Origin of the sequence: Rhodococcus sp. WY5, assembly GCF_018588185.1 — a bacterium.
Classification (GTDB): Bacteria; Actinomycetota; Actinomycetes; order Mycobacteriales; family Mycobacteriaceae; genus Rhodococcus_F; species Rhodococcus_F qingshengii.
This window is the reverse complement of sequence record NZ_JAAMPR010000001.1, coordinates 3,970,802-3,986,348: the sequence shown is the minus strand read 5'-3', so window position 1 is coordinate 3,986,348 and position 15,547 is coordinate 3,970,802. Positions and strand designations below refer to the sequence as shown.

Annotated in this window: 15 protein-coding genes; 1 reads left to right on the top strand and 14 read right to left on the bottom strand. The window is 62.1% G+C overall.

The genetic code is table 11. The features are described 5' to 3' along the window. The 14 genes from G4D79_RS18495 to G4D79_RS18430 all read right to left on the bottom strand — a co-directional run bounded on the left by G4D79_RS18495 (position 1) and on the right by G4D79_RS18430 (position 13,809). Positions 1 to 1,023: an MCE family protein gene (locus G4D79_RS18495; protein ID WP_075833344.1), complete on the bottom strand. Its 1,023-nt coding sequence runs from the start codon at positions 1,021 to 1,023 to the stop codon at positions 1 to 3. Then, on the bottom strand, positions 1,020 to 2,189 hold the full coding sequence (locus tag G4D79_RS18490; RefSeq protein WP_075833346.1) for an MCE family protein: 1,170 nt from the start codon (positions 2,187 to 2,189) through the stop codon (positions 1,020 to 1,022). The genes G4D79_RS18495 and G4D79_RS18490 overlap by 4 nt, the downstream gene beginning before the upstream one ends. A gap of 9 nt (positions 2,190 to 2,198) precedes the next feature. Then, positions 2,199 to 3,071 carry an ABC transporter permease gene (locus tag G4D79_RS18485; RefSeq protein ID WP_003944051.1) on the bottom strand — a complete coding sequence of 291 codons (873 nt, stop codon included), beginning with the start codon at positions 3,069 to 3,071 and terminating at the stop codon, positions 2,199 to 2,201. Continuing rightward, positions 3,068 to 3,808, bottom strand: a complete 741-nt coding sequence (locus G4D79_RS18480; protein WP_030536769.1) for an ABC transporter permease — start codon at positions 3,806 to 3,808, stop codon at positions 3,068 to 3,070. Before G4D79_RS18480 ends, G4D79_RS18485 begins: the two co-directional genes overlap by 4 nt. Positions 3,809 to 3,842: 34 nt before the next feature. After that, positions 3,843 to 5,096 carry a cytochrome P450 gene (locus G4D79_RS18475; protein ID WP_075833348.1) on the bottom strand — a complete coding sequence of 418 codons (1,254 nt, stop codon included), beginning with the start codon at positions 5,094 to 5,096 and terminating at the stop codon, positions 3,843 to 3,845. Between the two features lie 53 nt (positions 5,097 to 5,149). After that, positions 5,150 to 6,787 (bottom strand): acyl-CoA synthetase, encoded by a 1,638-nt coding sequence (locus G4D79_RS18470; protein WP_099698488.1) that lies wholly within the window; start codon positions 6,785 to 6,787, stop codon positions 5,150 to 5,152. 26 nt (positions 6,788 to 6,813) lie between these two features. Beyond that, on the bottom strand, positions 6,814 to 8,061 hold the full coding sequence (locus tag G4D79_RS18465) for a hypothetical protein (RefSeq protein WP_099698496.1): 1,248 nt from the start codon (positions 8,059 to 8,061) through the stop codon (positions 6,814 to 6,816). A gap of 5 nt (positions 8,062 to 8,066) precedes the next feature. Further along, positions 8,067 to 8,618 carry a hypothetical protein gene (locus G4D79_RS18460; protein WP_007728648.1) on the bottom strand — a complete coding sequence of 184 codons (552 nt, stop codon included), beginning with the start codon at positions 8,616 to 8,618 and terminating at the stop codon, positions 8,067 to 8,069. A gap of 37 nt (positions 8,619 to 8,655) precedes the next feature. Continuing rightward, positions 8,656 to 8,847 (bottom strand): ferredoxin, encoded by a 192-nt coding sequence (locus G4D79_RS18455; RefSeq protein WP_020907945.1) that lies wholly within the window; start codon positions 8,845 to 8,847, stop codon positions 8,656 to 8,658. Between the two features lie 2 nt (positions 8,848 to 8,849). Further along, complete coding sequence (locus G4D79_RS18450; protein ID WP_099698489.1) at positions 8,850 to 10,244, bottom strand: cytochrome P450; 1,395 nt, start codon at positions 10,242 to 10,244, stop codon at positions 8,850 to 8,852. Continuing rightward, positions 10,241 to 11,047, bottom strand: coding sequence for an SDR family oxidoreductase (locus G4D79_RS18445; protein ID WP_003944110.1), 807 nt, complete (start codon positions 11,045 to 11,047; stop codon positions 10,241 to 10,243). Before G4D79_RS18445 ends, G4D79_RS18450 begins: the two co-directional genes overlap by 4 nt. Beyond that, the gene (locus tag G4D79_RS18440) at positions 11,047 to 12,252 is read right to left on the bottom strand and encodes a cytochrome P450 (RefSeq protein WP_003944019.1); all 1,206 of its coding nucleotides are present in this window, start codon (positions 12,250 to 12,252) and stop codon (positions 11,047 to 11,049) included. The genes G4D79_RS18445 and G4D79_RS18440 overlap by 1 nt, the downstream gene beginning before the upstream one ends. Beyond that, entirely contained in the window at positions 12,249 to 12,815 is a 567-nt protein-coding gene (locus tag G4D79_RS18435; RefSeq protein WP_024487471.1) for a TetR/AcrR family transcriptional regulator, read from the bottom strand. Before G4D79_RS18435 ends, G4D79_RS18440 begins: the two co-directional genes overlap by 4 nt. A 136-nt stretch (positions 12,816 to 12,951) precedes the next feature. Continuing rightward, a complete protein-coding gene (locus G4D79_RS18430) occupies positions 12,952 to 13,809 on the bottom strand; it encodes a mycofactocin-coupled SDR family oxidoreductase (protein ID WP_007728643.1) in 858 nt (285 codons plus the stop codon). 217 nt (positions 13,810 to 14,026) lie between these two features. Between G4D79_RS18430 and G4D79_RS18425 the strand changes: the two genes are divergently transcribed. Further along, positions 14,027 to 15,493, top strand: a complete 1,467-nt coding sequence (locus G4D79_RS18425) for an aldehyde dehydrogenase (protein WP_099698490.1) — start codon at positions 14,027 to 14,029, stop codon at positions 15,491 to 15,493. Positions 15,494 to 15,547 lie beyond the last annotated feature (54 nt).

Here is a 15,547-nt window from a genome sequence, read left to right as displayed (position 1 = left end):
TCATCGTGGTGCGCACCTTCCGGTCGTCTGATCCACCAGGTCGACAGTGAGCGGCGTACCGTCGGCACCGTCGACCTTCAGTGCGATTCCGCACAGATAGAAGTTGAAGAACGACCCGTACGAGCCGACTCGGATCAACTGCTTGTAGTTCGAGGGCATGGACGCGAGAATCCGATCGAGCTCACTCTGTTGCTCGATCAGCGGATTCAGGCTTGCGTCCAGCTTCGACAGGTTTCCCGCGATGTCCGGGCGAACTCCGGCGAGGAGATCGGCGAAGGTGCCTGATGCGGTGTTCACACTCTCGACGGCAGTCCCGATCATCTCCCGGTCCGCCGCGAGCCCGCTGACCAGCTGTTGTAGGTGATCGAGAGTGTCACTGAACTGACCACCGCGGCTGCGCATTTCGCTGAGCACACCGTCGAGGTTGCCGATCACTCGACCGATCAGTTGGTCGCGGTCTGCGAGAGTGTTCGTAATCGATCCGGTGTGCGCCAGCACCGATGCCACAGTTCCGGACTGGCCTTGAAACACCTCGAGCAAGGACATCGACAACGCGTTGACCTGCTCCGGGTCCAGGGCTTGAAACAGCGGCTTGAAACCACCGAGTAGCGCATCGAGGTCGAGTGCCGGTGCGGTGCGATCGACGGGGATGCTCTCGCCCTCCGGTTGCGGTTCCGCGATCCCCGGATCGTCGAGCAATTCGAGGTATCGATTACCCACCAGATCCTGATATCGAACAGCGGCTCTGGTCGATACGGTCACGGTGTCACCCGTATCCACACTGAAACTCACGTGGGCACGGTGATTCCCACCGAATTCGACGGAGCCGACAGAACCGACCGGCACACCGGCGATGCGCACCTTGTCGCCGGCTCTGAGCCCGGAGGCGTTGACGAACTCCGCCGAGTACGACCTCGCGTCGCCACCTCGCATCTGGCCGAACACGAGGATCAGCCCGGCGTTGACGAGGATCATCACCAGAACAAAAATTCCGAACTTGACGGTGTACCCACGAACTTTCATCGGATCTCCGTCCCGAACAGGTAGCTCATCAGATCAGGGACCGTGTTCATCGGTTGCCCACCATTCGGCTGACGCTCGGGCGCAAACGGATTCACCCCGGTATCGGTCACCAGGTACGGCGCATTGACGTTCGGATCACGCAAAGGGAGACCCATACACTGCGGACCGCCGGTAGCCGCCACCTTGGGCAGGTCGTCGGGATAGCGGTACGGTTCGGTTCCGGCAATCAGACCTATCGACATCTTGATGCCCGGTTGACCGTTGTAGGCGCCGTCGCCGATCCGCTTGCTCTCCTGCAGACCGTGGAACATACAGGGAATCACCGGGGAGTATTCCTCGAGCAGAGCGGTCGTCGGACGTAGCAGGGAAAGAACGGTGTCGACGCCGTCGGCGTTGGCTCCCAGTACGTCCTCGCCGGTGCGGGCCAGCCCGATCACGTTGAGCAAGAGGAGATCAAGATTCTGCTGCTCGTCGAGAACAGTGGATCCCGTCGTCGTGAGCGAGTCGAGGGTGTCCATCAAGTCGAGAACAGCGTCGCGGTAGGTCTGTGTGACGGCTGGCAGGTCAGTCAACACATGATCGAGAGCCTCACGTGCAGTGTTGAATTCGAGCAAGGAGGAATCTGCTTGTTCGAGTGCGACCCCGAGCCGTTCGCCGCGTCCTTGCAGAGCAGTCGAGAGGGCACCCAATGTCGAATCGAGTTTGCCCGGGTCCACTGTCCGGAGCACGGTGGTGAGTTTCTCGAACACCGTGTTCAGCTCGACGGTCACCCGGGATGCGTCGATCGTCGCCCCGGCGGCAAGTCGCGCGCTGCTCGGCTGCTCCGGCGAGGACAGGCTGACGAACTTCGCGCCGAAGGCCGTGTTCGACGTGATCGCCACATCCACGTTTGACGGAATCGACTCGAGCGCTTCGGGATCGATCGACAACGACAGTTGTGCGGTGGCGTCGTCAGTCGGCGTGATGGACTCCACCGAGCCCACGGTCACCCCGGCCATCTTCACCCGCGCGCCCGGATCCATCACGAGCCCCGCGCGCTCCGCGATCACCGTGATCGGGACGCGAGCGACAAACACCTGGTTGAAAGACGCGACCGACAAAGCGATGACCCCGACGATCGCCGCAGCCAAGCCCAGAGCAGCCAACTTGTAGCCGTATCTGTGCACGCAGTCCCCCTAACCGGACAGATTGAAGTTGCCGGAACCGCCGTAGAGCGCGAGTGAGACGAGCAGGGTCACCGCCACGACGCAGATCAGCGAGAGCCGAACCCCGCGGCCCACTGCAGTTCCCACGCCCGACGGTCCCCCGGACGCGTTGTATCCGTAGTACGTGTGGATCAGCATCACCAGTAGTGCCATCACGAGCACTTGAACGAAGGACCATGCGACATCGACCGGATCGAGGAACGTCGTGAAGTAGTGGTCGTAAAGACCGGAGGACTGACCGAACAGCACGACCGTGGTGAACCTTCCGGCCAGAAAAGATCCTACGAGCGCCAATGAGTACAGCGGCAAGATCGCGATCATCCCTGCGGTGACGCGGGTGCTGACGACGTACGGGACCGAACTGATCGCCATCGATTCGAGGGCGTCGATTTCCTCACTGATGCGCATGGCACCGATCTGCGCGGTCGAACCTGCGCCGATCGTGGCCGACAGGCCGATTCCCGCGATGACCGGCGCAGCGATACGAACGTTGATGAAGGCGGAGAAGAATCCGGTGAGCGCTTCGACTCCGATATTTCCCAGTGAGCTGAAACCTTGGATCGCAATGGTACCGCCCGAGGCGAGAGTCAAAAATCCTACGACCGCAACCGTGCCGCCGATCACTGCCAAAGCTCCGGTGCCCATGCTGATCTCGGCTACCAGCCTCAACACTTCTTTCGGGTGTTTGCGAATTGCCCACGGGATGTGAGCGATGGCGCGCGCGAAGAAGACAGCTTGTCGCCCGACGTCGTCGATCGAGCGTGACGTTCGAGCCACCCGCGCCCGCGTGCGTCCGAACTTGCCGATTTGTGCCAGCGAATCCGACAGCGTCACCTCGATCACCCCGCCGTCAATCGGATGCCGACCGCGGTGACGATGGTGTTGACGACGAACAACGCCATGAATGCGTACACCACCGTTTCGTTGACGGCCTCCCCCACGCCTTTCGGCCCACCCCGTACCGACAGTCCGCGATAGCAGGCCACCAATCCCGCCAGCATCCCGAACAGTGCAGCTTTGACCATCGACAACGCCACCTCGGGCAGGCCGGTCAGCAACGTGATTCCCTCGACGAAGGCGCCAGGGTTCACGCCCTGGAGAAACACCGAGAAGGCGTAACCGCCGGCGATGCCGATGACGCAGACGAGTCCGTTGAGCAGCAAAGCCACCACGGTCGACGCGACCACCCGAGGAATCACCAGCCGAGTGATCGGATCGATCCCGAGCACCTCCATGGCGTCGATCTCTTCACGAATCGTTCTCGATCCCAGATCGGCGGCGATGGCAGTCGCGCCCGCACCTGCCACGATCAGCACCGTCACCACCGGACCGACCTGAGTCACGGCGCCGAGCGCGGCCCCGGCGCCGCTGAGGTCGGCGGCACCGATCTCACGGAGCAGGATGTTGAGCGTGAAACTCACCAGGACCGTGAACGGCACGGCCACCAATACGGTCGGCACGATCGACACCCGGGCGATCATCCAACTCTGCTCGAGAAACTCCTGCACCTGAAAGCGGGTGCGGAACAAGCCCACTGCGACATCGGCGCCCATCCGGTAGAACTGGCCGAGTTCGCGCATCGGGCCCGCAAGTGCAACTCTTCCGCTGTACACGTCAATGCCCCGAAGGACATGACGTGGAGTTGCCGTAGTCGACCTTGAATTCCTTGATCCCGTTGAGCCAACCGGACGAGAGCCTGCTCGGATCGCCGAGCTTGCTGATGTCGGGCATGTGATCGGCGATCTTGCCGAAGATCAGATCGACCTCCATTCTGGCCAGGTTGGCGCCGACGCAGTAGTGCGGCCCGGTTCCTCCGAACGCGAGGTGCGGGTTCGGGTCTCGGGTGATGTCGAAGACGTCGGGGTTCCCGAAGACGGTTTCGTCGAAGTTCGCCGAGCCGTAGAGCAGTACGACACGCTGCCCCTTCGCAATCGCAGTGCCGGCAATCTGTGTGTCCACCACTGCTGTTCGTTGCATCGACGTCAGTGGCGAAGCCCAGCGGATGATCTCGTCCGCGGCGGTGCGCGGACGCTCGCGCTTGTACAGTTCCCACTGATCCGGATGCTCGAGAAATGCCATCATGCCGAGTGTCGTTGCGTTTCGCGTCGTTTCGTTGCCTGCGACAGCCAACATGATGACGAAGAAACCGAACTGTTCCGGGGTGAGTTTCTGTCCGTCGATGTCGGCATGCACCAAGCGCGAGATGATGTCGTCGAGCGGTTCCTCCCGTCTCGCCTCAGCCAGTTGATAGGCGTATCCCAATATCTGCGCCGACGCCATCCGAGACTCGCCGGCGAGTGACTCGTCGTCGTATCCCGTCATCTGATTCGACCATTCGTACAGCTGACGGCGCCCGTCCTGCGGTACACCGATCAGCTCCGAGATCGCCTGCATGGGTAACTCGCTGGCGACCTGGCTGACAAAATCACCGCTACCTTCCGCCACGGCAGCCAACGCTATGTCCTCTGCCCGCGCTTCCAGCCCGGCCCGCATCGCTTCCACCGACCGCGGAGTGAACAAGCGCGCCACTAACTTGCGTAGCTGTGTGTGCTCAGGGGCGTCCTTGTTGATGAGGACGTGTTTCGTCGCCTCCAACTCCTCCGCCGAGATGTTGTCTTCATGCCGCGGAATGCAGCCGTTGACGTTGCTCGAGAACTCCTCGCTGCGCAACGAGACGTCGCGGACGTCTGCGTGGCGGGAGACAACCCAACAACCACCGTCGTGAAATCCGCCGGTACCCGGTTCCTGGGCGTTCCACCAGACCGGAGCGCATCGTCGTAGTTCGGCGAACTCGGCAAGCGGGACGCGCTCGCCGTACAGATGTGGGTCGGTCACGTCGAACCCGTCGGGAAGGTCGATCTCAGGCATTGCAGATGCTCCTTTACGGATGGGTGCCGGGTGCCGGGTGTTGCGTGTGAGCGCTAGTCGATCCGGTGGACCGGGTCGCTGTTCTGTGAGAACTCCTTGGCCCAGCGGTAGTCCGGCTTGCCGCTCGGCGCTCGAACGACCTCGTCGGCGATCCAGAAGGAACGCGGAATCTTGTAGCCGGCGAGGTGACTGCGGGCGTGCTTCTCGATGGATTCGAAATCCGGTTCCACACCGTCGCGGATGCGAAGCACTGCCGCCACCCGATTGCCCCACCGCTCGTCCGGAACACCGATCACTGTCGCGTCGTAGATGTCGGGATGGGCCTTCACCACGGCTTCGACTTCTTCCACGAAGACCTTCTCGCCGCCGGTGTTGACCACCATGTTTCCCCGTCCGAGGAGGGTGACCGAGCCGTCGTCCTCGATCCGCGCCCGGTCTCCGGTCACCACTGCCCGCGCGCCGTTCACCTCTCGGAATATCTCGGCCGACTTCACCGGATCGTTGTAGTAGCCGAGTGGAACGTTTCCGAGTTTCGCCAGCCATCCTTCGGCGCCCGAGCCCGGCTCCAACACTCGGTTGTCGTCGTCGACGACGACCGTGAATCTGTTGGCGCCCACTTTGGGTCCGCCACGCTGCTCGAGCCCTTTGGTTGCGAATCCGATTCCGCCGAAGCCTGTTTCGGACGATCCAACCGAATCGGAGATCATCAGATTCGGAAAGACGTCGAAGAACGCATCTTTGACCGATCCGGAGAAGAGCGCAGCGCCGGAGGCGAGCACGGCCAGGCTCGACGCATCCGGTTGCAATTCGTGATGGGCTTCGACCAGTGGACGGCCCATGGCGTCGCCGGTGATGACCATGACCTGCGGGCGATATTCGGCGACGACTTTCCAGACCTGTGCCGCATCGAACTTCGGTTCGAAGATGACGGTGTTTCCGGAGAACAGAGCGTTGAACGTCGGCATCAGTGCCGAGGTGTGGATCAGCGGTGGAAGCATGCACCACCGCATCGGTTCGGCTGCCGCGGCGCCACCGCGCGACTGCTGGTACTCGTCGGCGATCGGCTCACCCGAATAGAAGTCGTAACCGCCGGCCAATACGCGCCAGATGTCTTCCTGCCGCCAGACGACGCCTTTCGGTCGTCCGGTTGTTCCGCCGGTGTAGAGAACGTAGACGTCGTCGCCGGAACGCTCGGGAAATGCATGTTCACCTGTGCGCAGCGGGGATTGGTTGCCGAGCGCATCCTCGTACGCCACTGCCCCCGGAATCGACGGTTCGTTCCCGAGAGCGAGTTCGTCCGCCGCCTCGATCACGTACTTGACCCGCGGCGTGGCCACCAACGCCTCGGCGACCCGCTCAGCGAAACCACGATGGAAAACCAACGCCGTGAGATCCGCGTTCTCGTACAGGTAAACCAATTCGTCGCTCGTGTAGCGGTAGTTCACCGTGATGGGAACCCCGCGGATCTTGAAGGCCGCGAGGACAGCAACCATCGCCTCGATCGAGTTGTGCAGTTGAATACCGATGTGCGAACCGACACCTAACCCGACGGACTGGAAGTAATGCGCCAATCGGTTGGCCCGCTCGTCGAGCTCACGGTATGTCACCTCCTCGCCGGAAACGATCAGCGCGAGGCGATCGGGCATCGCATCGACGGAATGCTCGAACAGGTCTGCAAACGTGTACGCCATAGGTTGAGTCCTTCGGGTTCGGCCGGTCAGACGACGAAGAGAGGCAAAGGGATTCCGCGATCTTCGAATACGAATGCCGCGCCGGTACTGACCTTCGTGATGGCGACTTCGACGCATTCCGGAGCGGGAGCTTCGGTGATGTCGACGGCCAGAAGGAGCCCCGCGGCATCTTCGGCCACCACTCTCACGGTGAAGTGCGGATTCACGCCGCGGACCAAAGCCTGGAGGGGATCGAGGTGCTCGCTGCCGAGCAAGGTCGGCCAACCGCCGTCGCGGTCGACAAGAGCTTCTCGCGAGATCCGCAGCTCCAGAGCACCGCCGTCCTGTCGAATCTCGCTCTCCACATACTGCTTCGGATTCAGCAAGGGATGCACGGACAGGACCAATGCCAACGATTCCAGCGTCGAAGGAAGCCCGAGCGCATCTCGAATACGCTGTGCCGCAACTCCCGCGATTCCGGTCAATTGCTTTCGCGTGATCTCGCGCGCCTTGTCTTCGTCGGCACGGCGGCGAACCGCTGCCAGAAAGCCCAACGCCAACAGATGATGCTGCACGCAGATCTCCTCTGCGATACGAACCAAGGCTGATCGCGAGAAGTCGGAAAACCTCAGGTCGGACAACAACGGACCCGAGTAGTCCGCCCTACCGTCCCCACCGTGATCGATCGGGCTCAGCTCGACCGTCACCGCGGCGGTGCGTCCGATCTGCTCGGTGTGCGCGGTCATCACGGGAGGCGTGTGCGACGGGTCGATGGAAACGGTCCAGGCGCAGTGCGGATGTCGGTCGGTGGGCCTGCGCGGTGGTCGGTGAATCGGCCGGATCTGGGCGCGCGGGTTGGTCGCGATGGCCGTTGCATCGAAAGTCGGATCCTCGATGTCGTGACACATCGAGGTCACGAACTCATCGCCCAACGGCTCGACGTCCATGAGTGCTCCGCAATGATCGAGCCAGAATTCACCGTGCAGCGGATCGTCGACCCGGTATCGGAAGTCCATGAACTGTGGCGGAGCGCCGATGTCGAGTTGTAGTCCTTTGAAGATCGTCACGACGTCGTCGCCCTCGTATCCGAGAGCCTTCTGCATGCGGCGGGTGTACCAGGGGCTGGCCGATTCCCACTCCTCGACGGCCACCTGTGCCATACCCTCGCGCCCGAATTCGACGATCAGATGCGCCATGCCCGAGCGATCGATCAGCTGCCCGCACAGGAGCAACTCGGGCACCAGCACGGCAAGGTCGCGCTGCGAGAGTGCCTCGAAGGAATCGCGCACCGACATCGGACTCACCACAGCGAAACCGGCGCGGTGCCCACCGGATACCAGCCCGGTAGCGGGTCGCCCGAGATCGATCGCTGGATCCGGCCCTGCATCCCCTTCGAGAGAGCGTTGTTGCCGATCATCTCCATGAACAGTGCCGACACGTTCCCGAAGTCGAAGAAGTCACGCTGCCACGACCATTGGAAATCCCCGCCGTAGCGGAACCAACTACCACCGATACCGTAGACGGAGTAGTTGCTACCGTCCTCACGCTTGGCATCGGAAATCTGCTTCCACAAGCCGATCACGTTTCCGCTACGGTCGTCGATCACAAAGTCTTGATACGGATACTCCCAGCCTTCGAGGCCCTTCATCTCGAGACCGAGCGCGACTTCGCGAATCTCCTCGCGCCCCACCGCCATGAAATCCTGCTTGGGGCCGTAGTTCCACCCGTACGTGGCGTCCTCGGTATACATGTCCGCCAACGGTTTCCAATCGCCGGCGGCTTCGGCCTTTTTGTTCGCCTCGATCCAGCGTTGGACCATCTCGTCGAGCTCTGCGCGGTCGAAACCCGTCATCTGAACTTCCTCCCTCGAGCACATGAATTCGCTGCAATCAATCGACAATTCTCAGGGCGCCGGTCGGGCAGTACCTGACCGCCATCTCGGCTTCACCGCGGAGCGACTCGGGTGGGTCCGAGTCCAGAAGACTGACCTTCCCCCGCTTCGGGACGACAAAGATCTCCGGTGCCTCCAGCTCACACGCCGCATGGCCTTGGCACAGGTCGAGGTCGACTTCGACGTGCATGATCACCCCTCACGCCCGGGACGTGTTCGGCGCCGGTACCTCACCGCGCACGGCTGCTGCAACTGGACGACCATCTTGCTGTGGTCGTTTCGGTAGGATTCCGACGGCTGCGCCATCTCGAACTCGAAGTCCCGCAGCAGGATCGAGAAGATCGCTTTGAGCTGCATCTGGGCGAACGCAGCGCCGACGCAGCGATGCCGGCCGGCTCCGAACGGAATCCACGTCCAGCGGTTGACGATGTCCTCTTGATTCGGGTCGATGTACCTCCCGGGATCGAAGGTGTCCGGCCGGGGAAAGTCCTCGGCGATTCGATTGGAGATCGCGGGTGTCGCGGCGACAAGATGGCCCTCTCGGATCTCGAAGCCGCCCACTTCGAAATCTCCACGTGCCACCCGCAACAGGATGATCAACGGCGGATGCAGTCGAAGGGTTTCCTTGACCACAGCCTCGAGAACCGGAATCTGGCGCAGGGCATGAAAACTGATGTCGGCGCCGTCGGAGTACAGATTGTCGAGTTCGTCGACGACGTCCGTCATGGTGTCGGGATGCCGCAACATCTCGATCAGCGACCACGCTGCCGTGCCGGAAGTCGTGTGGTGGCCGGCGAACATCATCGAGATGAAGATTCCGGTGATCTCGTCGGCACTGAACCGGAGGTCGCCGTTCTCGTCCTTGACCGAGACCAACACGTCCAACATGTCGCGGTCATCCTTGCCCTGCGGAGGATTCGCGATGCGCCCGTTCATGATGTCCTGTACCAGAGCGACCAACGCCGACCGGGCCTCGTCGCGGCGGCGGAAACTCTCGATCGGCGCGTACGGATCCACGAAAGCCAATGCATCCGTTCCCTGTTCGAGCTCGTGATACAGCTTGGCGAAGCTATCATCCAGTTCGTCGCGGAACTTCTTGCCGATCAGGCACGCCGACGAGGTATAGATGGTCAGCTCGGCGAAGAAGTCGAGCAGATCGATCTCGCCTTCGTCTCCCCACTGCGCGACCATCGCCTCGACTTCGCGGCCGATCGTGGCGGCGTGCCCGCGCATCTGTTCGCCGCGCAGAGCCGAGTTGTGCAGCATCTCTTTACGCCGCTCCGGGCTGGCGTCGAAGACGACGCCTTCACCGAATATCGGCTTCATGAAGGGGTAAGCCGCTTGTTGGTCGAGATCCTCGTCGGTGGAGCGGAAGAAGAACTCGTTTGCCTCGGCTCCGGACAGCAAGATCACTGTGCGGTCGGCAAGTTGAAAGGCGCCGACGTCACCACATTCCTCACGCACCCGGCGCATGAGCGCTATCGGGTCGGTTCGCAGTTCCTCGAGATGCCCGTGCGGGAGATCCCCGCCGGACACCCGCGGCGGCTCTGGCAGTGTTCGCGACGTCTCTTGCACTCCGTGCGTCATGTCGTCTCCTGTGAGTTCGCAGTGGGAAGTTTGTCCAGTGGCGCCTCGGGCTGAACTTCGACGAGCACGATGTGTGCTCCTCGCGGCGCCGACACAACGGCGACGATGGCATTGGCGATGTCCGAGGCGCGCAGAAAGTAACCATGGCGGGCGAACCCCCACTTGCTCCACGATTCCCCGACCGGTCCGATGATCTCCGGCGTCGTGTCCATCCCCATGCCGGTCAGTGTCGGCCCGGGTCGCACGATCGACGCGCGAATGCCTGTTCCCTCGAGCTCCATTCGCATCTGACGCCCCATTGCCTCGAGCCCGGCCTTCGCTGCGTCGTACGCACCCATGAGTGGACGCTGGCGCTCGGCACAATCCGAGCCGATCAGTACGAAGTCACCGCGCTGTCGTTGCCTCATACCGGGGAGAACACGATGCGCCAATCGCTGCGCACCGACGAGGTGAACTTGGATCTGCCGTAGAAACGCCTCAGGATTCATCTCGTCCGCAGCCCCGAATTCGAGGTCTCCGGCACCGGAGACGACGATTTCCGCGGGGCCGTGGACTGCCTCTGCGGCCGAGACGAACCCGTCGACCGAATCACCGTCCGTGACGTCGAGGAAGTGGGCGAACGCTTCACCACCGTTGCTGCGGATCTTCTCGGCGATGGCTTCGCATTCGGCGACTCGACGCGCACCGAGTGCAACCGGATGCCCGAGTTCGGCCAGGGCATACGCGGTGGCTGTGCCGATTCCCGACGACGCACCACTGATCAGTGCCGGCCGGCGAACAGGATTGGGTTCGAAACGAGGCATCAGCGCACCTGCACTTTCACCGGCAGGGCCGCAAAGCCCCGGACATTTGTCGAATGAACACGCTCGATTCCAGACTCGACGACTTCGTAGTCGCTGACCCGACGCCCGAACTCCGCCAGGGCGATCTTGGCTTCGAGCTTGGCAAGGTGGGCACCGAGGCAGAAGTGCACGCCACCACCGAAACTCGCGAGTTTGCCCGACGAACTCCGGCCGATCTGGAAGCTGTCGGCATCGTCGAAGACGTCGGCGTCTCGGTTGGCCGATCCGATCAGGAGCAGGACCTTCTCCCCCGCCGGAATGGTGCGTCCGTGGTATTCGAGGTCGACAACCGAAGTCCGAGCCACGATCTGACTCGACGTGTCGTAGCGAAGAGTCTCTTCCACCCATTCCGAGGCTCGTTCGGGATCGTCGAGGACCGGTGCGATCTGCTCCCGGTGGTGCGAACCCCAGTACAGAGCGTTTCCGAGAAGCTTGGTCGTGGTCTCGTTTCCGGCCACGACCATCAGAAACATGAATCCGAGGATCTCCTGGTCCGAAAGCTTGTCTCCGTCGATCTCGGCGTCGAGCAAGGCCGAGGTCAGATCGTCCGTCCGCGATCGGCGACGCTGCGCGATCATCTCCTTGTAGTAGCCCATCAAACTGATCGAAGCCTCCACCGCAGGTTGCGGCACGTCGAGAACACCCGCCTCTCGATGCACCACCAGATCCGCCTTGCGCCGCAGTTCGGCTCGGTCGGGTTCGGGGACACCCATGAGTTCGGAGATGACGTCCATCGGCAGCTTTCCCGCCACCTCCGTAATCCAGTCGAACTCCCCCGCGCCCAGCGCGGGTATCAGATGTTGCTTCGTCAGTTCGAGTATCCGGCCGTCGAGCTCCGCAACACGCCGCGGTGTGAATCCGCGAGAAACCAACTGGCGCAACCGCATATGGCGGGGATCATCCATAGCGAGAAACGACATCACATAATGTGCGTGTGGACCGTATGCAGCGGGGTCGAGTGATACTCCGTTTGCGCTCGACAGACGCTTGTTGTCCTTGAATCCGTCGACCACGTCCGCATATCGCGACAATGCCCAAAAGCCCACGTCCGGATTGTGATACAGGGGTGATTCTTCGCGCAGACGCTTGTACGTCGGATACGGATCGTCGTGAAAGTGGTAGTCGTACGGATTGAAGACCACCGGATCGATCAAAGCTTCTGTCATGATTTCTCCAGGATCAGTAGAGCTGAGGCCTCGAGGCGTCCAGCGATTTGCGCGTAGGTTCCGTAGCCGATCCCTGCCCGCAGAAGCGCCCCGGCATAAAGCATTTCGAGCGCTTCCAACACTTCGGGTTCGCCATTCGGATCCAACGCCGAGGCGAGTCGTTGATGGATCTCGAGCCCGATCCGGCCGCGAAGATGTTCCACTTCAGGGTCGGATCCGAGCAGTGCATTGGTCACGGCGGCCGATACCTCCGGTTCGTCCGCGAGAAGCAGCGCGATATTTCGAAGTACAGACAGCACGTGCGCGGTACGATCCAACCCTGAGCCATCAGGCGCCGACGAGTTCTGAAGTCTTCGCCAGAAAACCTCTGCGACGAGATGCTCCTTGGACGCGAAATACGTGTAGGCGGTCGCAGTTCCTACGCCCGCTTCGGCCGCAACCGAACGGACAGTCAGTCCGGAAAACTCTTGTTTGCGTAGAACTTTCACTGTTGCTTCGGCAAGCCTGGCCACAGTTTCCGCCTGTTTGCCCGTGAGGCGCCTGCGAGTGGATTCGTAGACAATCGATCCCCCGCCACTTGAATCGCCCCGTTTGCTGGACACGTGTCTGGACGTTACTACAGCGTCCTGTCCAGGGCAACGAAATGGGGAAACTTGGAAAATTCACCACGAACAGGCAGCAGCAACGCGAAAAGTTCTACTACAGACCGATCTTCATCCCGGCACCAGCGTCCACGCGCAGTTGCTGGCCGGTGACGAATCGCGACTCGTCCGAGGACAGGTACACGACTGCATGCGAGATGTCCGCGGGTTCGACCCACGGGGTCGGCATCGCCTGCATGAACGGGAACGTCACAGCCGCATCCTCGGCGGTCGGATTCTCGAGGTCGGGACGGAACGTCCGGTACATCGGCATGCTCTGCAACATGTCGGTGTTCACATTGGTCGGATGAATCGCGTTGACGCGAATGGAACTCGGCCCGAGGGTCAGCGCCAACGAACTGGTGTAGGCCTGAATCAGCTTCTTGGCCAGGCCGTATCCGTCGCCACCCGGACCCTGGAGCGCCTGTTGCCCGTTGAATCCGGTCTGCGGCACCAGACCGGCAACAGAGCCGATCGCGATGATCGAACCCCCTTCGCCGAGGTATTCCATCGACGCGTGCACTGTATTGACGACACCGAGAAAGTTCACATCGAAGGCGTCGACGAAACCGGCGGTCGACACGTGTTTGCCCAGCGGACAGATACCGGCGTTCGCCACGACGACATGCAATCCGCCCAACTGCCCTACCGCCTCGGCAAGTGCTGTTTCGAGTCCGGCGCGATCACGGACGTCGACACGCGCCGTCACCACCTGCTGCCCGGCCTCTTTCACCAGGCGAGCGGTTTCCTCCAGATCGGCTGGACTGGCGAGCGGGTATTCGTTGCTGGCGATGTCTGCGCACAGATCGAAGGCGATGATGTGCGCGCCCTCCTGCGCGAGACGGACGGCGTGACTGCGCCCCTGACCTCGAGCAGCGCCGGTCACCAACACCACTTTTCCGTCAACTCTGTTCATTTCGACCTCTCTCCTGTGGATGTGAAGACGTGGTTGTGAATGTGCGGTGAACCGTAGCGGCGCCGCACCGGACACGAGGCGCTTTTCGTCGAAGCAGATCCGAGACCCTCTCGAGACCGCTGGGCTCTCGAAATCTCTTATGCCCCAAAAACCATTGCCTCAACCACAAGTGTGAACTAGAGTCCAGACACATGTCCAGAAAGAGAGGGTTTGCGCTATGACGCTTCGACCCGCAGACAGTTCTGCACTTCTCGTCGACGGAAAACTGGTTCCCGGATCCGGCGGGACCTTCGAAGTTTTCAACCCGGCGACCGAGGAACTGATCGGCCGTGCGGCCGAAGGCACCGCCGCGGACATGGACGCGGCCATCGCCGCTGCGCGCCGTGCGTTCGACGACACCGAATGGGCACGCGATCACGGGTTTCGCGCTCGCTGCCTGCGCCAACTGTGCGATGCACTCCAGTCCCACATCGAGGAGTTGCGTGAGATCACCGTCGCCGAGGTCGGCGCACCGGTCATGCTGACGAGCGGTCCGCAACTCGAAGGCCCGATCGAAGATCTTCGCTACTGGGCCGATCTGATCGAAACCTATTCGTGGGAACAAGATCTCGGGCACGCGTCACCCATGGGGATTCCGACCCATCGCCGACTGCTCAAGGAAGCCGTCGGCGTCGTCGGCGCAATCACACCGTGGAACTTTCCGCACCAGATCAATTTCGCCAAGCTCGGTCCCGCCCTCGCAGCCGGCAACACCATCGTTCTCAAACCCGCGCCGGACACGCCCTGGTGCGCCGCGCTGGTCGCCAAGGTGATTGCAGAAGAAACCGAGATCCCGGCCGGCGTAGTCAACGTCGTGACGTCGACGGATCACTCCCTAGGCGCGCAGCTGTGCAGCGATCCGCGCGTCGATCTCGTGTCCTTCACCGGTTCCACCGCCACCGGACGCACAGTGATGGCCACGGCCGCGCAAACTCTCAAGAAGGTCTTCCTCGAACTCGGGGGTAAGTCCGCATTCATCGTCCTCGACGATGCGGACATCAAAGGTGCATGCTCGGTTGCCGCGTTCTCCGTCTGCGTTCATGCCGGTCAGGGATGCGCGCTCAGTACCAGACTTCTGGTGCCGCGCGGTCGGTACGACGATGCTCTGGCCGCGGCATCTGCCGCGATGGCGGGTATCCGAGCCGGCGACCCCAGCGCGCGCGGAACGGTGTGTGGCCCGGTCATCTCGGCGCGCCAGCGCGCCAGGGTGGAGAGCTACCTCACCCTCGCGGTCGAAGAGGGCGGCACGATCGTGACGGGTGGGGGCCGTCCCGACGATCGCGAGAGGGGTTTCTTCGTCGAACCCACTCTCATTGCCGGGCTGGACAACTCGTCTCGCGTAGCGCAGGAGGAGATTTTCGGGCCCGTCCTCGTGATCCTTCCGTACGACAACGACGACGACGCTATCCGGATTGCCAACGATTCCCCCTACGGCCTGTCCGGGTCGGTGTGGGGCACCGATCCCGATCGCGTCGCGCACGTCGTTGCCGGTGTCAGAACCGGAACGCTGAGCGTCAACGGCGGCGTCTGGTATTCGGCCGACGCACCGTTCGGCGGCTACAAACAATCCGGGATCGGCCGCGAAATGGGCCTCGCGGGTTTCGAGGAATACCTCGAAACCAAGCTCGTCGCTTCACCTTCCTGACATTCCACACCCTCACCCCACACCCTCACCACAGAATGATCACCACGAAAGTAG